This window comes from Runella sp. MFBS21, from assembly GCF_029433105.1.
Taxonomy (GTDB): Bacteria; Bacteroidota; Bacteroidia; order Cytophagales; family Spirosomataceae; genus Runella.
This window is the reverse complement of record NZ_JARNTW010000001.1, coordinates 767,325-789,312: the sequence shown is the minus strand read 5'-3', so window position 1 is coordinate 789,312 and position 21,988 is coordinate 767,325. Positions and strand designations below refer to the sequence as shown.

Sequence of the window (21,988 nt, the reverse complement as noted above, 5' to 3'; positions counted from 1 at the left end):
TTGCAACAGAATCTAGCCGACGAAATGCTTACCATCCAAAGCAACGTTTCCCTCAAATCATACAATACCTTCGGAATAGACGCCACTGCGCGCTATTTGGTGGAAGTGGATAACGACGAAGACATTCAGACTTTACTTCAGCTTCCTGACGTTCAAACACTCCCTAAACTTATCTTGGGCGGAGGCAGTAATTTGCTACTTACGCAGGATTTTAATGGGCTAGTGGTTAAAATCAATATCAAAGGCATTCAAACCATCAAAGAAGACCAAGACAATATTTGGGTGCAAGCAGGTGCGGGCGAAAATTGGCATGAGTTTGTGATGTATTGTGTAGAAAGAAAATGGGCAGGTCTCGAAAATTTATCGCTGATTCCGGGTACCGTGGGTGCCGCCCCTATGCAAAACATCGGCGCTTATGGCGTAGAAATCAAAGATACGTTTTACAGGCTCGAAGCTGTTCATATCTTGACGGGTCAAAAGCGCATTTTTACGCATGAAGAATGTAAATTTGGCTACCGAGATAGTATCTTTAAAAATGAAGTCAAAGGAGAATATATCATTTTGAGCGTCCAATTTAAGCTTCACAAAACCCCCACTTTCCATATTTCTTATGGGGATATTCAGAAAACGCTCGACCAAATGAGCATCAAAGAACTGAGTATCAAGGCGATTAGTGATGCAGTCATCAAAATTCGTAAAAGTAAGCTTCCCGACCCTGCCGAAATTGGGAATGCAGGTAGTTTCTTCAAAAATCCAGAAATTCCAAATTCTCACTACCAACAACTCCAACAACTCTACCCCGAGATTCCGGGCTATGTAGTTAGTGAGAATACGACCAAAGTTCCGGCAGGATGGCTTATTGAGCAATGTGGCTGGAAAGGCAAACGCCTTGGCAATATTGGCGTTCATACAAAGCAAGCTCTTGTACTGGTTAACTACGGGGGTGGTAAAGGAGCCGAAATCAAACAACTAGCCGAAAAAATTCAGGCTTCGGTAGAAGAAAATTTCGGTATCAAACTTCACACAGAAGTTAACTTCATATAGAAAAAGTTGGCCAGAATCTAGCCAACTTTTCGAAACCTTCCTCTTTATTAATTTAATGACTTCTTATAGGGGACAGCAAACACTTGTATGTTTTCCATTAAAACGAATAAGCGTACAGACTCAGTTTGTCTTTTAGCTCTTTGCGCGCTATGTGAATTCGATTTTTGACGGTTCCGATAGGGATATGGAGTTTTTCGGCAATCTCATGGTATTTAAACCCTCGGTAGTGCATCATAAACGGCACACGATAAGTCTCTTCCAATGAATCCACAGCTCTGTTGATATCTTCCATTACAAATTTGTTATGGGCATCGTTGTCCGTACTATTTTCCAAAGAATTGATATAGTGCAGATTCTCGCTTGTATCAATGAAGGTGTTCTTTCTCACCATTCTCTGATAATTGGTGATGAAAGTATTTTTCATTATGGTGTAGAGCCACGCCTTTAGATTAGTACCGTCTGCATACTTTTCTCGATTGGTAAAGGCTTTTAGTAAGGTATCTTGTAATAAATCATTCGCATCGTCACTATCCTTTGTCAGACGAACTGCGAAAGGCTTTAGTGATTTCGAAACCTTAGCGATATGATACGTGAATTCAATGGCAGTCATGATGTGATGGATTAATTGTCTTTGCCTTATTTTGTTGAATCAAATTTAGTAAATAGTTAAACAAAACTCAAAACATTTTTTCAAATATTTTTTCAATCTCCTCCAAAACTAGTACAACATCATGACAAATTACCTTAAAATACTACAAAAACCCACCTTCAAATTGGCCAAAAATCGCCAAAAACCAAACAAAAAGTACAAATTACCAACCTTGTTTAATATTTTAGATTATAAGTTAAACAAAATAAAGCAAGATGTTTTGTTTCACCTTTCAAATCAAACATTAAACAAAAAATCACTGCTCATAATAAAAATCTAGTGGATTGCTATACTTAAAAGAATACCCTAAATGAGTGGTTAATTTTTGAGAAGAAATTATTTTAAAATCATTAGGTGAAGCACTGCTCACAAAAGTAGGAGCCTCATAGCCAAACTTTATCCCACTACTGATGTACACCTCGCGGCGCGTGGGATGTAAAGGAGCAACGACATTATACACTTCGTTCCAAATAGAAGTATTTTGCAAAAAAGCTTCTATTACGCCTATTACATCATCTCGATGCACATAATTGACAGGCACATCTCCCGTCGTAATGTCTTTTTTGCCAGCTACGTATTTGGCTGGAATACGCTCATAGCCCATCAAACCTCCACAGCGTAGTACGAGCCAAGGTCGCCCTAAATGCTGCACCAATTGCTCTGCTTCCACAAGCGCAGGAGTAGCCGACTCAGAAGGCATAGTTACATCTTGTTCGCTCACTTCTCTGTTTAAGTCTCCATAAACCGAAGTTGAACTCACATAGATTATTTTTTGTACCGTACTTGTTTCCACAAGTGATTTTAAATGCTGCATCTGGGTTACATGATACCCTACACCTGCTTTTTCCAAACGAGGAGGAATATTAATAATCAATACCTCTGTGTCGAGCAGATAATCCCACCCAATTCCCTTAGGTTCTGGGGTAAGTTGTAACCATAGCGGTTCTATTCCTCTAGCCCTCAAATCACTGAGTTTTTCGGCACGCGTTGTGCTCCCCCGTACTATATAGCCTTTTTCTAATAAAGATTTCCCCAATGGTAATCCCAACCAACCGCAACCTAAAATACTAATTTTCATGGTTTTCAAATTTTAAAGTTGCCCATTGGTTAAGCGTTTTTTGATCAATAAGCTTCAAACCTGATTCTTCTGCTTTCTGTACTATGTCGGCAATGTCAAACTCATAAAATCCGCTAACAATCAACGTACCACCCACTTTCAGGAATTTTACATAAGTCGGAATCTCTTGCAATAAGATATTGCGATTGATATTTGCCAATACAATGTCATATATATCTGACGGGCAATCGGCAATCGTACCTTGAAAAACGGTGATATGAGTACAATCATTCAAAGCCGCATTTTCAATAGCATTTAGATAAGCCCATTCTTCTATATCGAATGCTGTGAGGCGATTGGCCCCTAATTTTTCGGCCAAAATCGCCAATATCCCCGTACCACTTCCCACGTCAAGCACCGACTTATTTTGGTGGTCAAGGGAGAGTTGTTGTTCCATCACCAAAGTTGTGGTTTCGTGGTGCCCTGTTCCAAACGACATTTTAGGATCAATCACCAAATCATATTCAAAACTTGGGTCAGGCAAATGATACGAGGCTCTTACCCTAATCTTCCCAGCCACTTCTATGGGCTGATAGTTTCGTTCCCATTCTTCATTCCAATTTTTGGTTTCCAACTGCTCATATTCAACCGAGATAGGCGTCAAATGCTGATAATTGTCCACTACTTGCTGAAGAAGTGATGCGTCAAAATTATTTTCGGGTATATACGCAGAAATTCCTTCGTTGGATTCAACAAAAGATTCGTATCCTATTTCGGCTAGTTCAGCCATCAGGATTTCGTTAAAATCAGGATTGAGCAGCAGGCGTGCTTCAAAGTAATTGGTAGGCATATAATTGTTTTTGATTGATGTACATAAAAAAACAAAGGTACGCCCAATCTATTTTTAAATTACATTTGCAGAAACCATTCCTTTCTGATGTTTTACGTTTCTAATACCCACTTTTCGTTTGAAGAACTCACCCGTGATTTTGCGGGAGAATTATATTTTGACTCATCTGTTGCGCATCAAGCCATCAAGAAACTGTATGCCACCGATGCATCTGTTTATCAAGAAATGCCTTTGGCAGTAGCACTCCCCCGTACCGTAGATGACATTCGTCGGCTTATCGCGTGGGCTACTACCCACCAAGTCACCCTGATTCCAAGAGCTGCTGGCACTTCTCTTGCAGGGCAAGTGGTAGGCAATGGTGTAGTAGTAGATATTTCAAAATATTTCAATCAAATCTTAGAAATCAATCCCCAAGAGCACTGGGTCAGAGTACAACCAGGTGTAGTAAGAGATGATTTGAATGTGGCACTCAGACCTTTTGGATTGATGTTTGGCCCAGAGACCTCCACCGCCAACCGCGCCATGATTGGAGGGATGATTGGGAACAACTCCTGTGGACTCCACTCCATAAGTTGGGGAGCTACCCGCGACCACCTGTTGGAAGTAAAAGCTCTTCTGAGCGACGGCACAGAAGTACTGTTTGGAAAGCCTAGTAGCACTGAAGCAAAGTTCAATCCTTTACAGCAAAGCATCTTTCAAAGACTTTCTGAAATTGTCTCACAAAACAAATCGTTGATTCGGGAAAAATTCCCCAAACAAAGCATCACCCGCCGCAATACAGGCTATGCTTTGGATGCCCTGCTTGATTCTGAAGACATCGCTCTCGACCTCCCCAAACTTATTGCCGGCTCGGAAGGTACACTTTGCTTTGTTACGGAAGCCAAAATCAATCTCTTACCTCTTCCTCCGGCTGAACTAGGCTTACTCTGTATCCATTGCACTACTTTGCATGAGTCTTTGTTGGCCAATGGAATTGCCATGAAGCATACCCCTTTGGCCTCTGAGCTAGTGGACAAATACATCATGGACTTTACCAAAAACCACAACGAATACCGGCACAATCGCTTCTTTATCGAAGGTGACCCCGCCGCAATGCTAATGGTGGAGTTTGGAGCTGATACTCGTGAAGAAGTAGAAGCAAAAGCGGCTGTATTAGTCACTGAACTAAAACTCAATCAACTAGGCTATGCTTATCCATTACTTTTTGGCGACGATTCCAAAAAAGCATGGGACGTAAGAAAAGCGGGCTTAGGTTTGATTCGTAACCTACCAGGAGATGTACAACCCGTCAATCTTATCGAAGACTGCGCTGTGGCTGTCGAAGATTTACCAGATTACATCCAAGACCTAGGCGAAGTACTCCAAAAACATGGCGTTCATGCCTCTTACTATGCCCACGCAGGTGCTGGTGAGCTGCACGTAGAGCCAATGGTCAATCTCAAAACCTCAGAAGGCAAAGCCAAATTCAGGGCGATTTTGGCCGATACCGCCATTTTGCTAAAAAAATACAATGGCGCGCTTTCGGGGGAACACGGCGATGGCCGCCTCCGAGGCGAATTTATTCCTTTTATGATGGGCGAAGAAGTGTACGCTTTGTTTAGAGAGGTAAAACAACTTTTTGACCCTAAGGGGATTTTCAACCGTGGCAAAATCGTGGATACGCCCCCCATGAATGAGTTTTTGCGGTATCAGCCCGACCAAATAAACCCCAAAATTGATACAGTCTTTGATTTTTCAAAACAAGAAAGCATACTGCGTTTAGCCGAAAAATGCAGCGGCTCAGGCGACTGTCGCAAAACCCACATCACGGGCGGCACTATGTGTCCTAGTTACATGGCAAGCCGACGCGAGCGCGATACTACTCGCGCTCGTGCCAATATGTTGCGGCATTTCTATACAACCGCTTCTAGTACACCGGCTTCCTCGGAAGAGACCAAAGAAATATTAGACTTGTGTCTTTCGTGCAAAGGCTGCAAATCCGAATGCCCTTCAAGCGTGGATATTTCTAAGATGAAAGCGGAGTTTTTACAAAGTTATTACGACCAAAAAGGAGTGCCTTTTCGTTCGCGTTTGATTGCCAATTTCTCCCAGCAAATGCGTCTCGCTCGCATCGCACCTTGGGGGTATAATATGATTTTTGGAAACGAATCCTTACGCCGTATTGCCAACAAAATCGTGGGATTCCACCCCGACCGCACCATGCCTTTGTTGCACAGTACTACTTTGGAGGCTTGGGCAAAAAACCGCCGTTCTACTACGGCATCCCCCAAATCGAAGGTTTATCTCTTTTGTGACGAATTTACTAATTATAACGACGTAGAAATTGGGCAAAAAGCCATTATGCTGCTGGAAAAGCTAGGCTATGAGGTGGTGATTCCTAAACACGTAGAAAGTGGACGGACGTATCTCTCCAAAGGGCTAGTAAAGGAAGCCAAAAAAATAGCGATTCAAAACGTCGAAATGCTTCAAGGACTTATTTCGGATCAAACTCCCTTGGTGGGTATTGAGCCATCGGCGATTTTGACTTTCCGGGACGAATACCTCGACCTCGTACCCGAATCGCTCAGAGACGCAGCCCAAAAATTAGCCCAAAACGCTCTCCAATTTGATGAATTTATAGCCCGAGAGATAGATGCCAAACGCCTCATTTCTAATCAGTTTGAAACTTCCAACAAAGTCATTAAATTGCATGGACATTGTCATCAAAAAGCTTTAGCGTCGCTCACACCTACCAAAAAAATGCTGTCTTTGCCAGCCAATTACAAAGTTCAGCTCATTCCGTCGGGCTGCTGCGGGATGGCGGGGTCTTTTGGATACGAAGCTGAACACTACGAGCTGTCGATGCAAGTAGGCGAATTGGTACTTTTTCCTACCATCCGCCAACAGCCCGAAGAAGTAGTGATTGCTGCGCCTGGCACAAGCTGCCGCCATCAAATCAAAGATGGTACAGGTCGAAAAGCCAAGCATCCTATAGAGATTTTGTGGGAGGCACTACGGACTTAAACAGCCATAGATATGCGTTATTTTTGTATTTTACTCATCTGTTGTATTCAGGGATTTGCCCAATCCAATGTTTGGGTGAAGGGGTGTTTTGAAGGTTTTCCTTCATCAAAATATCAAATTTTCATTCAAGATTCACTGCATTTTATTTCAAATGTGCCTTTACACCAAGGAAAAACCGACCAAAAAGGGAATTTTAAGGCTGATTTTGCGCTAGCTTATCCCCAAAAAGTAGTCATCGAGTGCTTGGGCTATCAACTTGATTTTTTTTTAACACCCCACGATACTCTGATTTTTCACACCCCTAATCGTTCCACCCTCCCAATTGTAAAAGGTAAAATAGCGCGCTTACATGATTTTTTGTACAAAAGCCTCTTGATGGGCAAAGATAGCCTCACAGCCAATCCTCTTTTTCAGCATATGTCGCTTGAAAACTATACAGTCATTATTAATGATTTAGCGGCCCAATCTTGGGAAAACTTTAGGAATCAATGCAATACTACCAATCCCCACATCAACAAATATGTGTGGGCTTCTTTGGAAGGACAGAAATATTTTAGAAAGCAGGCCTATTTATTTTCAAAAGGAGAACTAGCCAAACAAGAACAAATCCGTCCAGCCATTACAGAAGATAGCCTCTATGTATCAGGCTTGTATATGCAGGCGCTTCATTCGTTTTTTTTGTCGGGACCCGACGTGTACGTTCATCCTAATCCAGCATTTAGAAGAGGTGCCATGAGCCTTGACAGCATTGCGTTAGAAAATAAATACCATCAGATTTATGAAACTTTGAGCAAGGTTCCCAAAACACGACAAATTCTATTAGCGCAATTAATAAAAATGTATTTTTTCCCCTATGTATATTTTGATGGTAAAAAACCGCAACCTTTTGTAAAGCTCCTAGAAAAATACAAAGAAGATTTCCCTTCATCTCCTTATATTGCTCCGCTTGAGCGGTATATACAAGCTCTTCGCAGCGAAAAACTTTTTTTGGGAGGACCACCTCGCTAGGCGTCAATCAATCAAGTTGTGCTTAATCGCAAACCGCATCAAGCCGACTACCGTTTTTACATCAAGTTTCTTGAAAATATTGCGACGATGTGTTTCTATGGTATTGGGACTAATATTAAGCAACTTGGCAATGTCTTCACTAGATTTGTCTTTGACGATATAACGGATGATTTCAATTTCGCGCTTGGTAAGGTGCGGTATCTCATCTTCTTTGCTGTGCCAATTTGATACTACCACTGTAGCATTTTCTGCGGTTTCTATTTCTAAATCAGCCCCAAAATACTTTCTCCCCTCTACTACTTCTTTGATTGCCCACTGAAGTTCTTCTAGACTTGAGCTTTTTAAAATATAACCCCATGCTCCTATTCGCATAGCGTCACGTACACGAGCCATGTCTTCCGTCATGGTTAGTAAAATCACCTTGATGTGAGGCGAAATCTCTCTCGCCTTGACCGTAAAATCGATTCCGTTAAGTAAAGGCATACTTAAATCAGTAATCACCACATCTATGGGCATTTGCTTCAGAAGCTTCAAAGCTTCGATTCCATTGACAGCTTTTGCTACTATCTCTACTTTTCCGAGATTGGTAAGCAGGGCTTGTAGACTTTCAAGAAAGATAGGATGGTCGTCAACTAATAATACTCTGGTAAGTTTCATAAATCCAATACATATACTATTAAAAGAGTTATCTCATACTTTTAAAAGAAACTACCAAAGTATATCTCAAAAAGTTATTAGATAATCGTTACTCATCGTCTATATTCTAGACAAAGAACATATGGATTTATGTTCTACTTATCAAAAATATAGAGTCTAAAAAAAAACGTTGATAAGAAAAAAGGTCTTACCAACGTCATACTCAGCAAATGTTTTTAAAATGGCTATACAGGCACTTATTATACATTAATAGATGATTCAACCCAAATCTATAATCTTCATGTCTCACTACTTTTAATCAAGTATTACACTTATTAAAGTAATTTGACCGATTTTTATCGGTTTGAGTTCAACAATCTGAGACTATGTTTTACTAAATATTTCAAAATACTTTTCCTGCTGGAAATAGTGGTATTCTATCTATATATCAATTAAATAATAATATATCTTTCCTACTCCTTGCGACCACGTCTACAAGCTTGTCTTATACTCGCCAAGTGACTTACTAGTTACAGTTTAATGTACAGCAATATTAACAAGGCGAGTATAATTAAGCATAGCTTACAAATGAACCAACAACGCCACCTTGGAAAATGAAGTTTTCCAAAGAAACATTTTCGGGTAAAAGTGTATAGCTAGTTGTCAATGTAGGATAGAGGTTTAGCGACACAAAGTTCTCACTATCAACTATATCACACAATACTGGAAATCCAGTATTTTTAGCCTAATTTGAGCTTTTTGAAGCAAAAAATATAGCATTTATAGAAAAGTATAGCCTACTTAGGATACAGTTAGTGCTGTTGCAATGAAAAAAATGGTTGTCTATAGACTCACCTTACTTTGATTGCTCCAAAACCTGCAAGGCTGCTTCCAAGTAGATTTCGGAGTCTTTTTTGAAATAATTTTCTACTTTTTGGGGAGACTCTTTATGCCCTAATCTTACTACTACGGCATTTTTGGAAGGAATCGCCCAAATCAACTGCCCCAATAGACCTCGCATACTAACGGTTGAGATTCCTTTGTAAGACTGCATCCAAAATTGGTATCCATAAGCCTGAAGAGGCAGCTGAGTCTTGGGGTCGAGAAGGTAAGAAGCAGGCCGCTGTGCTTCTTTCATATACCCTTCAGAAACAATCTGACGCCCTTTCCAATTGCCATTCCAAAGCATCAAATGCCCAAACCTAGCAAAATCCCTAGCAGTAAGAGCAAAACAGCAAAATGCTTTTTCGCGGCCTTTGGGTTTATCGAGCATCCAAACCGCATCGGTTTCGCTGCCAATCAACTGAAAGATTTTTTCGGACGCCAAATCGGCGATTTTTTTATTATATATTTTTTCCAAAATCAAGGCCAAAATTTCGGTATCTCCGCTTCGATACTCAAACTCCTTACCCGCAGGTTTTTCGGAATCCAAATGCTCAATCACCCCTTCTATATTTTCGCCATAGTATCCCAAGGCATTGTTGCTAAAAAAACCTTTGTCTTTTTCGTGCCAATCTAGTCCTGTACTCATCGTCAAACAATGACGGATGGTAATCTTGCTTTTTTCACCTTCCGCAAAGGCCCCTAAATATGCTTTGACAGGCTGGTCCAAACTACGAATTTTGTTTTCGTTGAGAGCAATACCCACCAACATCGAAATGATGCTTTTGGCCGCCGAAAAAGACTGACTCAGACTACTGGTATCGGTATTTTCCCCATATTTTTCATAAAGCAATTTTCCGTCTTGAAACACCAAAAAAGCCGTTGTTCGATACTTTTCTAGGGTATCCAAGAGGTTTTGGCTCACCACCGCTTTATTAAAATTAGAGTCTAAAGGCCAAGGCTCAGGCCGAGTAGAAGCCAGCACCTGCCGCGTAGGGTGCTGCTTGTAATCAATAATATCCACATCTCCTCTTTGAACGTAGTTTTTGATGTGCACCAATGGTGAGGTATAGGTAAGCCCTGTCCCTACAAGCAACAGTCCTACTAAGCCAAAAAGTAAATTGCGAGATAGTCTTTTCATAAGTCCCTAAAGTAATTAAGGATAGGCTCATTACTTTATGAGGCAAATATAAACCCTGGATTCCATGAAATATCTTTTTCTATTTGTATTCTGTTTGCTAGGGAACATTGGCAGCATGGCTCAAGAGACTTATGCCGAAAAACTAGGCTATCCCAAAGGCAAAAAAGTCATTATCTTCCACATCGACGACGCGGGCATGTCGTATGAGGCCAATCAAGGTACTATTCTCGCCATGGAAAAAGGGGTGGCCAATTCAGCTAGCGTGATGATGCCTTGCGGGTGGGTACCTGCCTACATGAAATACCTCCAACAGCACCCCAACACTGACGCAGGCGTGCACCTCACCCTTACCTCCGAATGGAAAGGCTATCGTTGGTTTCCGCTGTCGGGGCGCGACAAAGTACCGGGCTTGCACGACAAAGAAGGTGCTATGTGGTCTAATGTAGCTAGTGTGGTCAAGAATGCCTCCGCCGACGAAGTAGAAACCGAAATCAGGGCACAAATAGCCCGTTTTCGACAATTTGGGGTAGAGCCTTCGCACATCGATTCGCATATGGGAACGCTCTTCGGTTCGCCTGCTTTTACGGAACGTTATGTAAAAGTGGGTATTCAAGAAAAAATCCCCGTGATGTTTCCTGCGGGCCATGCTACGCTTATCTCCAAAGAGCGTAACAGTCCAGCCCAAGAAATACAACAGTTTCAGCAAATTGGTAAAATGCTTTGGAACGCAGGTTTGCCGGTACTCGACGATTTGTTTGCAGATACTTATGGTTGGAAACTCGCCGCTAATGTGCCTAATACCGAAGAAAACTTACGGAAAATGAAAACCGAAAAATACATTGAGCTTTTGAAAGAAGCTAAGCCGGGTATTACAATGGTAATCATGCACTGCGCTGCCCCCAGCGACAACTTCAAAGAAATCACCGATTCTTGGCCTACCCGCTACGGTGATTTTTGGGCGATGTTAGACCCTGCCTTAAAAACTTTTATCGAAAAAGAAGGCATCATTCTTACCACTTGGCGCGAAATGCGAGAGCGTAGAGCCAAAGTAAAATAAGACTTCCTAAATATTTTTTAAAAAACCACAGAGGTGCAGAGATACAGCGAGGCTTTTTCCTTGATATCTATTCTGCCTTCTGTGGTTTTGTTTTGGTAGTATAATTGGGACTCAACAAACGTTATTCTATATTTTTAGATAAAAATCAACAATTCTCAGAAGTTTCATGAGAAATTTTCTAATATTCATCTGCCCATATTGCCTTTAATCCCAAAAAATATAGTTTGAGTATGGTTTTTTCTATTTTCGCAAAACCTTCAAAACCTACAAACTAATTTCTTCATGCAGCTAACCATTACCAATCTTTCCAAGACGTATTCTAATGGCGTACAAGCCCTTAAAGATGTTACACTTACCATTCCGCAGGGGATGTTTGGACTTTTGGGTCCTAATGGCGCGGGTAAAAGCTCCTTGATGCGCACCATTGCCACCCTTCAAGAGGCCGATAGCGGTAGTATTTCGCTCGATGACTTGGATGTACTACGCCAAAAAGAGGAGGTACGTAAAATTCTAGGCTACTTACCGCAAGAGTTTGGGGTATATCCGCGCGTCAGTGCCGAAACCATGCTTGACCACATCGCCGACCTAAAAGGAATTTCGAATCGTGGTGAGCGTAAGGACATTGTTACGGCGCTTCTTCAAAAAGTAAACCTCTACGAAGCCCGTAAGAAAAACTTGGGGACGTATTCGGGAGGGATGAAACAGCGCTTTGGTATTGCACAGGCGCTTATTGGCAATCCCAAACTCATCATTGTTGATGAACCGACGGCGGGTCTTGACCCCGCCGAACGCAATCGTTTTCATAACTTACTTTCTGAAATTGGCGAAAACACGATTGTGATTCTTTCAACGCACATTGTGGAAGATGTTACCAACCTTTGCTCTCACATGGCTATCATTTGTTTGGGCGAAGTAGTGGCCAAAGGCAATCCAAATGAATTGGTAAAAGGGCTTGAGGGTAAGGTATTTAAGAAAAGTATTGAAAAACACGAACTGAACAACTATCGCGAAAATTACCAAGTGATTTCGACTTCACTGAAAATGGGTAAAACCCAAATCAGAGTCATAGCCGACGAGTCACTTGAAGGTTTTGAAGCAACTACTCCTGATTTGGAAGATGTGTATTTCTCCGAAATCACGGTTCGACAAGGACTGGCAGTGTAGTCTTTTTTGTTCTTCCGACGAAAGTCTCTTGTCATTCCGACGAAAGTTTTTTGTCATTCCGACGGAGGAGGAATCTAAATCGTCGAATTCTGTGCAAGGACGCAGACCCCTCCTTCCTCGGGGTGACAAAAGAAATGTCAGGGCGACAAAAGAAAGTTCTTTGTTCTTCTGATGAAGCTTTTTTCATTCCAACGAAACCCTTTTGTCATTCCGACGGAGGAGGAATCTGAATCCGCGAATTGCGCGTGCAAGGACGCAGACCCCTCCCTCGTCGGGGTGACAAAGGAAATGTCAGGGCGACAAAAGAAAGTTCTTTGTTCTTCTGATGAAGCTTTTTTCATTCCGACGCAACCCTTTTGTCATTCCGACGGAGGAGGAATCTAAATCCGCGAATTGCGCGTGCAAGGACGTAGCCCCCTCCTTCCTCGGGGTGACAAAAGAAAGGTGGGTGACAAAAAAGGCAGTGGTTCGTCATTTTAGGGAAACCTTTTGTCATTTCGATGAAAGTTTTTTGTCATTCCGACGAAGGAGGAATCTAAATCCGCGAATTGCGTGTGCAAGGATGCAGCCCCCTCCTTCGTCGGGGTGACAAAAGAAAGGTGAGTGACAAAAAAGGCAATGGTTCGTCATTTTAGGGAAACCTTTTTTCATTTCGACGAAAGTCTCTTGTCATTCCGACGGAGGAGGAATCTAAATCCTTATCACCTTTTGCATTTTATAAATCATGAGAGAGCATTCATATTACGTGTACATTTTAACAAACTATAATAAGACGGTTCTTTATGTTGGCGTTACAAATGATTTGGTGCGTAGGTTAAGCGAGCATAAGCAAGGAGTAAGTGGATTTACTGCAAAGTACAATTGCTTCTATCTCCTTTACTGGGAGCATCACAAATACGTTTACAACGCTATCGAACGTGAGAAGGAAATAAAGGGTTGGCGAAGATCAAAGAAAGAAGCACTTATCAATGAGTTTAATCCTGAATGGAAATTTTTAAACGATGATATTCAAGACTAATGAAACCATTTGTCATTCCGACGTAGGCTTTTTGTCATTCCGACGTAGGCTTTTTTGTCATTCCGACGGAGCAGGAATCTAAAGCGGCGAATTATCATTGCAAGGATGCAGACCCCTCCTATCGTCGGGGTGACAAGGGAGAAAATGGGGTAACAAAAGTGTAGGCGTTTTCTGTCATTCCAATGTAGGCTTTTTGTCATTCCGACGGAGGAGGAATCTAAAGCGGCGAATTATCATTGCAAGGATGCAGACCCCTCCTTCGTCGGGGTGACAAGGGAGAAAATAGGGTAATAAAAAAAAGTGTAGGCGTTTTCTATCATTCTGACGTAGGCTTTTTTGTCATTCCGACGTAGGCTTTTTGTCATTCCGATGTAGGAGGAATCTAAAGCGGCGAATTGCGCGTGCAAGGATGCAGACCCCTCCTATCGTCGGGGTGACAAGGGAGAAAATGGGGTAACAAAAGTGTAGGCGTTTTCTGTCATTCCAATGTAGGCTTTTTGTCATTCCGACGGAGGAGGAATCTAAAGCGGCGAATTATCATTGCAAGGATATAGACCCCTCCTATCGTCGGGGTGACAATGCAAATGCCGGGGGTGACAAAGAAAAATTATCAAACAGTAGATTTTTCAAAAATAGTCAAACACAGCTAAATTTATGTTTTCAACCATACTTTCTTTTGAACTAAAATACCGCTTTAAGCGACCTGCTACTTGGGGCTATTGGGCGGTGATGTTTCTATTTTCGTTAGTGTTGGCACTGTTTGGTTCGGTGAGCATCAGTGGCGGTTCGTCCGAAAAAGTATTCATCAACGGTCCTGCTATGGCGGGAGTTTTCATTGCCGTGATGAGTGTTTTCGGCATCATGCTTGCTACAGCAGTGATGGGCGTACCCGTCTATCGCGACATTGAGCACAAAACCCAAAATTATTATTTCAGCTATCCCATTTCCGAAAAAGGGTACCTCATGGGGCGTTTTATGGGGTCATTTCTGACGCTGTTGTTTATTGGTTCAGGAATGATTGTAGGACATTTGGTCGGTTGTATCATTGGAAAAACGTTCGAAGTTGGCGATAATGCCGAGCGTATTGGTCCTTACAACCTGCTCAACTACCTGTGGCCTTACTTGGTCGTAGGGGTTCCCAATTTATTCTTTGCGGGAAGCCTCTTTTTTAGCTTGGTGGCCTTGACAAAACGCGTGTTTGTCACCTATGCGGGTGGGGTGGTTTTATTGGTGACCTACTTGGTCGCCTCTTCGTTGATGGCCGATTTGGACAACAAGTCGCTGGCCGCTATTCTCGACCCATTTGCGTTGGGAGCGCTCGACGATTTGACGCGTTACTGGACAGTTACGGAACAAAATACCCGCTTTTTTCCTCTGGAGGGTAATTTCTTATGGAACCGTTTGTTGTGGATAGGGGTAGGGCTTGCTCCACTTTTGTTTTTGTTGTTTCGCTTTGATTTTCAACGCTTCATTGCCCCAAAATCTCAAAAAATCTCCAAAAAGAAGACTGAAAAAGTGGCAGCTCCTCGCTCATTGGCTGATTTGCCCGTGGCCGAAAAAGCCTACACCACGGGTCGTTATTTGAGACAAATGCTCAGCATGGCCAAAGTGGAGTTTCGGAACATCGTTCGTGATCCCTTCTTTATTGCTATTTTGTTAGCGGCGGCGTTGTTCTTGTTTTTAGACAATCAATACGCAGGAATGATGTACGGAACCGATTCGCTTCCTACCACTTACCTTATGTTGGAGTCGAAAGACAGTACATTTTATTTTGTAGTAATTATCCTCATTATTTTCATTACGGGCGAAGTCGTTCACCGCGACCGAACGGTCAATTTTCACCTCATTGGCGATGCTTTACCGTTGCCCAACTGGTTGGTGTATGGCTCCAAGTTTTTGGCCATGATTGGGGTGATGCTGTTCATTCCTGTCGTGGGGATTTTGTGCGGCGTTATCTGGCAGACCATCAAAGGATACTTCGATTACAACTTGGCGCTGTACCTGCAAGGCTACGTAGTGCCTATTTTGCAGTGGACGTTCCTGACCATGATTACGTTTTTGATTCATACGTTGGTCAACAACAAAATGACGGGGCACGTGGTCAACATTGCTTTTTGGGCGGTATTGTACGGCACGCGGGCTTTTTCTGAATACAAATACATGTTGCTATATTTCAACGCCGTTCCTACTTCGACGTATTCAGACATGAACGGGTTTGGGTTTACCGAAAATACGATGTGGTATTTGTTGTGTTGGGGCGGATTGGCGGCAGTCTTTTTGGTGATTGGCAACCTGTTTTGGTCGCGCGGTACCGAAACCAATTTCAAAAATCGTTGGCGTTTGGCCATGCAGCGTTTTACCCCTGCTACGGGGGCGTTGCTGTCGGTTTTTACCCTTGTGTGGCTAGGTTCAGCGGGCTTTATTTATTACAACCAAAGTGTATTGAACAAGTACCGTACCGCCGAAGAAGGCCGCAAACGAAGTGCGGAGTACGAAGAAAAATACCGTAAATTTTACCTTAAACCCCAGCCTAAAGTAACGTCGGTGAAGGTAGAGGTAGATTTATTCCCTAAAAAACGAATGATAGATGCCCGTGGTCGATTTGTGATAAAAAATAAGCATAACCGCCCGTTGGATTCGCTGATTTTGAACGTGGGAGGCGGTTTCCCGCATTACCGAATGAGTCTAAAAATCGACGGAGTAGAGCCTAAGAAATTGTTGAACGATACGATTCAACGTTTTTATATTTATCAATTGCCTAAAAAGCTGATGCCCAACGACTCGGCGGTGCTTGAAATCGCGTCGCATGGTGAGTTTAGAGGCTTTCGCAATGGGGGAGAAGAGCAGTTTACGATTACGGACAATGGTACTTTTGTGAACCAAGGCGATTTATTCCCGAGCATCGGATACAGTCAGTCCGCCGAACTTTCGTCGGAGCGGTATCGGAAAAAGTATAAACTGCCGATTCGGGAATTTGACATGCCCAAACGCACCGACTCCACGGGATTACAGAATTTCTTGTTTACCCAAGAAGGCGACTGGGTAACGTTTGAAGGCACGGTCAGTACCGAACCCGACCAAATCGCGATTATGCCTGGGTATCTGCAAAAGGAATGGACGCAAAATGGTCGTAAGTACTTCCATTACCAACAAAACGAGTTCATGGATTTGTTTTTCAACGTCGCGTCGGCGCGTTATGCCGTCCACCGCGAAACGGTTAAAAACTCTGATGGACAGGATATTAAAGTGGAGATTTTTCACCATCCTACGCATAATAAAAACATTTCCCACTTTATGAATGGGTTGAAAGACGCCTTGCGCTACTGTTCGTCCAATTTTCGCCCGTACCAGTTCCGACAGATGCGTATTTTGGAGTTTCCTCGTTATCAGACCTTTGCGCAGTCGTTCCCTAATACCATTATGTATTCGGAAAACTTTGGGTTTTTGGCCGATTTCTCAGACCCCAACAAAACCGATTATGCGTATTACATAACGGCCCACGAGGTAGCACACCAATGGTGGGGGCACCAAGTGATGCCGAGCTTCACGCGGGGAGCCAACAACATCGCCGAGGCATTGGCCGAGTACAGCTCGCACATGGTGCTACACCACACTTACGGCCGCGACGTGATGCAGGAGCGCCTCAAATACGCCCTCGACCAGTATTTGCGCGGTCGTGGTACAGAAAACAAAGGCGAACAGCCGCTGATGGACAACGAGAGTGGGGCGTACATTTGGTACGGAAAAGGCACGTTGACGTTTTATGCCCTGCAAGACATGGTGGGCGAGCAGCGCCTCAATACGTGGCTGAAAGACTACGCCGAACGGACGGCCTTCCGCCAGAAAGCGCCTTTTACGACGACCGACGAATGGTACAACAGTATTTACACCCAAACGCCTGATTCGCTCAAGTATTTTGTGGAGGATTGTATCAAGAAAATCACCTTGTACGAAAACAAAGTAACGGCCGTAGAAGCGACGCCACTGAAAGGCGACCAGTATAAAATAAAGCTGACAGTAGAGACCAAAAAGCTGTATTTTGACAAAACGGGCAAAGAAATTGCGCAGGGAAAAACCCCGAACTACATCGACATTGGGGTATTTACGGAGGAGTCTAAAAACAAGCTAGGCATGAAGCAAAAAGTGCCGCTCTACCTCCAAAAACACAAACTCAGTCCAGGCAAGCACACGATTGAGTTGGTGGTAAAAGGCAAGCCCCTCAAAGGCGGCATCGATCCCTACAACAAACTCATCGACCGCATTTCGGATGATAATGTGATGAAAGTAGAAATGCTGTAGAGATGGAAAAGACGGCGAGTTGGGTTCCGTACAGGGGCTACTCGCCGTCTTTTTTTCTAATCTTTAAATTTGTTTTTATTTTTGTCTAAACTTTATGAGAGATGAAATCAGAGATATCCTTTCAAGAATTGGAGAAGTTACAGGCAGAAATCTTATCCAAACAGCCTTGCTTTACCTTAGCACAAGCGAGAGCACAGGTAGAACGGCTCAAAAAACAGAATTCCTCAGTAAAAAAGACGAGGTAGAACTGCTATCTCTTTTTGCTGCTCAATACGATTATTGGTATTCGTTAATTGATGATAATCAGTATATTGGCGAAGGAGCAGAGCAGCAAGTTTTTCTCAATAATGATGGTAGGAGCGTTACCAAAATTAACGATGCCATTTTTTATGAAAGTTGGAAAGACTATTTTGTTAGCCTGCTTATTCACAACTTTTTATTTCCGAGTACTCATTACGAGCTGCTTGGTTTTTATCTCAAAGACAACAATTTTTATTCAGTTGTCAAACAATCATTTATAGAATCTACGCAGCCTACTGACTTAGATGAATTGAGGAAATTCTTAGAACGAAACGGTTTTAAACACAGGAGAAATAACGATTATTATCATCCTGAATGGGGTATTATTTTGGAAGATTTACACGATGAAAATGTCTTGACAAGCCATGGTGTTTTTTTCTTTATAGATACAGTTATCTATCTCTTACCCTAATCTGTCCAGAATTGTCCGTCAGAGGCGGCATCGACCCCTACAACAAGCTCATCGACCGCATTTCGGATGATAATGTGATGAAAGTGGAAATGTTGTAGGAAATCGGTGTCGAAATATTTTTGTAATCATGCAGTCTAGAAAAATGACTCTAATGTGCATATTTATGATGCAGTCAATTTAAAAGGAATTGACTTTCAAATTCATTGTGCTATTAATGTGGCTCTGAACTTATTGTCAGTAAAGAGGTCTTTGAATGCTGTTACGAAGGTATAGAAGATATTGGGGAGTATTATACTGCCCGGTACAATAACGGCAAAAAATGTAGAGGTTTCTCCAACCCCTCATAATACCCCGTTTCTTTGATACGATACCATAGGTTACGAATCGTTGAAAAGTCTTTGCTGAGTCTTCCCCCCCTCATTCCAACCAAAAAGCCGCTGTTCATCACAGCGGCTTTTTGGTTAAAAAATTATAGATCAATAATTTACAAAATCAATCCAGCGCGTTTGAGCATTGCTTCGGGCTTAGGCTCGCGACCACGGAAACGCTTATAAAGTACCATTGGCTTCTCACTACCTCCCTTTGAAAGTACGTTTTCGCGGAACGAATTGGCTACTTCTTGGTTGAAAATACCTTTTTCTTTGAACAACTCAAAGGCGTCAGCGTCTAACACTTCCGACCATTTGTAGCTATAATAGCCCGCAGAGTAGCCGCCCGCAAAAATGTGACTAAACGCAGTACTCACGCTTATTCCTTCTACTTTTGGATAAATTTGAGCACCTATGTCGGCTTTTTCCTCAATTTGCGCTACCGATTCGCCATTGGGTACGTTGCTGTGCCAAGCCATGTCTATCATTCCCAATCCTATTTGGCGTAGATTGGCTAGGCCTGCCATAAAGTTAGAACTAGCGCGGATTTTTTCGATGTATTCTTGGGGAATCACTTCGCCCGTTTGATAGTGTTTTGCAAACATCCGAAGTACTTCGGGCTCTTCCGCAAAGTTTTCCATGATTTGACTAGGAAGTTCTACAAAGTCCCACGCTACGCTCGTACCTGAGGTAGTTTGGTATTTGCCTTTGGCAAGCATCGCATGAAGGGCATGACCAAACTCGTGAAACAAGGTAGTCACTTCACCAAAAGACAACAATGAAGGCTTGGTATCGGTAGGACGTGAGAAATTACAAACATTGACCACGTGCGGACGATATTCTACGCCATTTTCTATCCATTGGTCTTGGACGCTGTTGTTCCACGCACCCGCACGCTTGCCTGCGCGAGGGAAATAATCCCCGTACCATACCGCCAAAAACTTCCCGTCTTTGTCAAAAACCTCATAAGCTTTCACTTCAGGATGCCAGCCAGGAATGTTTTTGTTTTCTTTGAAACTAATACCGTATAGTTTGTTGGTGAGAGCAAAGATTCCGTCCAACACATTTTCGAGTTTGAAATATGGTTTCAACAACTCATCATTGATAGCGTATTTTTCTTTTTTCAGTTTTTCTGAATAATACGAAACATCCCAACGCTGCAATTTGTCTTCGGTAAATCCATTTTTCTTAGCATAGGTCGTCAACTCGGCTAGTTCACGGGCAGCGGCAGGTTCGGCGTATTTTTTGACGTCATTCAAAAAATTGTTGACAATCTGCTTGCTGTTGGCCATACGCTCTTCTAAGATATAATCGGCCCAAGTAGCGTAGCCGAGTAGCTTTGCTTTTTCATAGCGAAGCTTTACGATTTGGGCGATGTTGTCTTTGTTATCGTTTTTGCTACCGTTGAATCCACGTCCGTTATAAGCCAAGAAAAGTTGTTTGCGTAAGTCGCGGTTGTCGGCATACTGCATAAAAGGCCCGTAACTTGGAGCATGCAGCGTAAACACCCAACCTTCTTTATTGAGGCGTTTGGCAGCGGCCTTTGCAGCTTCTTTCACAAAATCGGGCAAACCTGCAAGGTCTTTTTCGTCGGTTACTACGAGCGAGTATTCGTTGGTTTCGGCGAGATTGTTTTCAGAAAACTTGATAGACAACTGCGACAATTCTTTGTTGATACCACGCAGTTTTTCTTTGTCAGCGGCGTTGAGATTGGCACCATTACGGGCAAAGCTTTTGTAGGTTTTTTCCAAAAGCATCGCACTCTCAGTATCAAGTTTGAGTTTATCGCGTTGATCCCACACTGCTTTTACACGCGCAAAAAGCTTATCGTTGAGGGTAATATCATTGCCATATTCCGTAAGTAAAGGAGAGGCTTCGCGTACTGTTTTCTGGATTTCGGGATTGGTTTCTGCCCCATTCAAATGAAACAATATCGAACTGACTTTGCCTACATTTTCGCCACCTTGCTCGAGCGCAATGATGGTATTTTCGAAAGTAGGCTTGGCTTTGTTGTTAACAATCGCGTCAATTTCTTTTTTTCCTTGTGCCATTGCTTCTTTCAAAGCAGGCAAAAAATGGTCGGGTTTGATTTTGTCATAAGGAGCCGTTTGATGGGGGGTATCAAAGGGTTGTAAAAGTGGATTTGAACTCATGTTACTGGTGTTTTGTGCAACGGCCATGCCACTACTAAGCAGCAAGCCCAAAAATAGAGATTTGGTTTTCATGGGATGAAAGAACGGTTAGTTTTTAATGAAGTGGCAAGTTAATACTTGTATTCTAAAAATTCCTCCCCCAATTGAGGGGAGAGTATTTGCCAAAACGGGAACAAATCTAAGCTAATTCCCTAACAATCAAGAATCTTCTTTCAAAACATAGCCCATTCCAGATTTGGTATGAATAAGTTTGGTTTCAAAATCTCGGTCAATTTTTTTACGTAAAAAATTGATATAAACCTCTACGACATTGGTACCACTATCGAAATTCATATCCCATACTTTTTCGGCAATATCGGTTTTGGATACCACTCGACCTTTGTTACGAATCAGGTATTCGAGCAAAGCCAATTCTTTAGGAGTGAGGTCAATCGTATGCCCTGCGCGTATGACAGTTTTGGTATCAGGATTGATTTCAAGATCGGCAATGCGAAGCAAATTGTTTGTCACATTTTCGATATCCGACTGTGAGCGTTTCAAAAACACATTGACGCGGGCTAGTAGCTCCCGAAAATCAAATGGTTTTACGATATAGTCGTCGGCACCTACGTTGAAGCCTTCGATTTTATCATCCGCTTCACCCAGAGCCGTTAGCATCAAAATAGGCACATTGGGATCGCGCTGTCGGATATTTTTACATACCTCATAGCCATTCATGGATGGCAAGTTGATGTCCAAAATCACTAAATCGAAGTGATGAGCAGCGGCAATTTTGCTACCTATCAGTCCGTCATAGGCCACTTCGGTATCGTATCCTTTTTCACGCAAGCCTTTACTGATGTTTTGAGCAATGCGTGAGTCATCCTCTACAATCAGGATTTTTTTTATTTCGTTGGTCATCAATTAGGCTGTCATATTGGTTAATAATCCACTTTATTTACAAAAAC

Annotated in this window: 15 protein-coding genes; 8 read left to right on the top strand and 7 right to left on the bottom strand. The window is 42.5% G+C overall.

All coding sequences use genetic code 11. From position 1 onward, the window contains the following. The first annotated feature begins 24 nt into the window (after positions 1-24). Complete coding sequence (murB, locus tag P1X15_RS03070; RefSeq protein WP_277336894.1) at positions 25-1,044, top strand: UDP-N-acetylmuramate dehydrogenase; 1,020 nt, start codon at positions 25-27, stop codon at positions 1,042-1,044. A gap of 97 nt (positions 1,045-1,141) precedes the next feature. Here murB and P1X15_RS03065 read toward each other — a convergent pair whose 3' ends face one another. The 3 genes from P1X15_RS03065 to prmA all read right to left on the bottom strand — a co-directional run bounded on the left by P1X15_RS03065 (position 1,142) and on the right by prmA (position 3,600). Further along, positions 1,142-1,654, bottom strand: coding sequence for an RNA polymerase sigma factor (locus P1X15_RS03065; protein ID WP_277336662.1), 513 nt, complete (start codon positions 1,652-1,654; stop codon positions 1,142-1,144). A 295-nt stretch (positions 1,655-1,949) separates the two neighbouring features. Further along, the gene (locus tag P1X15_RS03060) at positions 1,950-2,771 is read right to left on the bottom strand and encodes an SDR family oxidoreductase (RefSeq protein ID WP_277336661.1); all 822 of its coding nucleotides are present in this window, start codon (positions 2,769-2,771) and stop codon (positions 1,950-1,952) included. Next, positions 2,761-3,600, bottom strand: coding sequence for a 50S ribosomal protein L11 methyltransferase (gene prmA / locus P1X15_RS03055; protein ID WP_277336660.1), 840 nt, complete (start codon positions 3,598-3,600; stop codon positions 2,761-2,763). Before prmA ends, P1X15_RS03060 begins: the two co-directional genes overlap by 11 nt. A gap of 87 nt (positions 3,601-3,687) precedes the next feature. On the opposite strand from prmA, the gene P1X15_RS03050 reads away from it, so the two are divergent. Both P1X15_RS03050 and P1X15_RS03045 read left to right on the top strand, forming a co-directional pair. Beyond that, on the top strand, positions 3,688-6,603 hold the full coding sequence (locus tag P1X15_RS03050; RefSeq protein WP_277336659.1) for an FAD-binding and (Fe-S)-binding domain-containing protein: 2,916 nt from the start codon (positions 3,688-3,690) through the stop codon (positions 6,601-6,603). Between the two features lie 12 nt (positions 6,604-6,615). Next, entirely contained in the window at positions 6,616-7,611 is a 996-nt protein-coding gene (locus P1X15_RS03045) for a hypothetical protein (RefSeq protein WP_277336658.1), read from the top strand. A 3-nt stretch (positions 7,612-7,614) separates the two neighbouring features. Here the strand turns inward: P1X15_RS03045 and P1X15_RS03040 are convergent, their stop codons facing one another. Together P1X15_RS03040 and P1X15_RS03035 are read right to left on the bottom strand one after the other, a co-directional pair. Further along, the gene (locus P1X15_RS03040; RefSeq protein ID WP_277336657.1) at positions 7,615-8,268 is read right to left on the bottom strand and encodes a response regulator transcription factor; all 654 of its coding nucleotides are present in this window, start codon (positions 8,266-8,268) and stop codon (positions 7,615-7,617) included. A gap of 835 nt (positions 8,269-9,103) precedes the next feature. Continuing rightward, positions 9,104-10,270 carry a serine hydrolase gene (locus tag P1X15_RS03035; RefSeq protein ID WP_277336656.1) on the bottom strand — a complete coding sequence of 389 codons (1,167 nt, stop codon included), beginning with the start codon at positions 10,268-10,270 and terminating at the stop codon, positions 9,104-9,106. A gap of 64 nt (positions 10,271-10,334) precedes the next feature. Here P1X15_RS03035 and P1X15_RS03030 point away from each other — a divergent pair, with 64 nt between their 5' ends. The 5 genes from P1X15_RS03030 (at position 10,335) to P1X15_RS03010 (ending at position 18,520) form a co-directional block, all read left to right on the top strand. Next, the gene (locus P1X15_RS03030) at positions 10,335-11,327 is read left to right on the top strand and encodes a polysaccharide deacetylase family protein (RefSeq protein ID WP_277336655.1); all 993 of its coding nucleotides are present in this window, start codon (positions 10,335-10,337) and stop codon (positions 11,325-11,327) included. A 282-nt stretch (positions 11,328-11,609) separates the two neighbouring features. Then, entirely contained in the window at positions 11,610-12,491 is an 882-nt protein-coding gene (locus tag P1X15_RS03025) for an ABC transporter ATP-binding protein (protein ID WP_277336654.1), read from the top strand. Positions 12,492-13,215: 724 nt separating this feature from the next. Then, positions 13,216-13,509, top strand: coding sequence for a GIY-YIG nuclease family protein (locus P1X15_RS03020; RefSeq protein ID WP_277336653.1), 294 nt, complete (start codon positions 13,216-13,218; stop codon positions 13,507-13,509). Between the two features lie 654 nt (positions 13,510-14,163). Next, entirely contained in the window at positions 14,164-17,808 is a 3,645-nt protein-coding gene (locus P1X15_RS03015) for a M1 family aminopeptidase (RefSeq protein WP_277336652.1), read from the top strand. Between the two features lie 94 nt (positions 17,809-17,902). Then, positions 17,903-18,520 carry a hypothetical protein gene (locus P1X15_RS03010; protein WP_277336651.1) on the top strand — a complete coding sequence of 206 codons (618 nt, stop codon included), beginning with the start codon at positions 17,903-17,905 and terminating at the stop codon, positions 18,518-18,520. 484 nt (positions 18,521-19,004) lie between these two features. Here P1X15_RS03010 and P1X15_RS03005 read toward each other — a convergent pair whose 3' ends face one another. After that, positions 19,005-21,041 carry a M3 family metallopeptidase gene (locus tag P1X15_RS03005; protein ID WP_409049668.1) on the bottom strand — a complete coding sequence of 679 codons (2,037 nt, stop codon included), beginning with the start codon at positions 21,039-21,041 and terminating at the stop codon, positions 19,005-19,007. 198 nt (positions 21,042-21,239) lie between these two features. Continuing rightward, the gene (locus P1X15_RS03000) at positions 21,240-21,941 is read right to left on the bottom strand and encodes a response regulator transcription factor (protein WP_277336649.1); all 702 of its coding nucleotides are present in this window, start codon (positions 21,939-21,941) and stop codon (positions 21,240-21,242) included. Between the last annotated feature and the right edge of the window lie 47 nt (positions 21,942-21,988).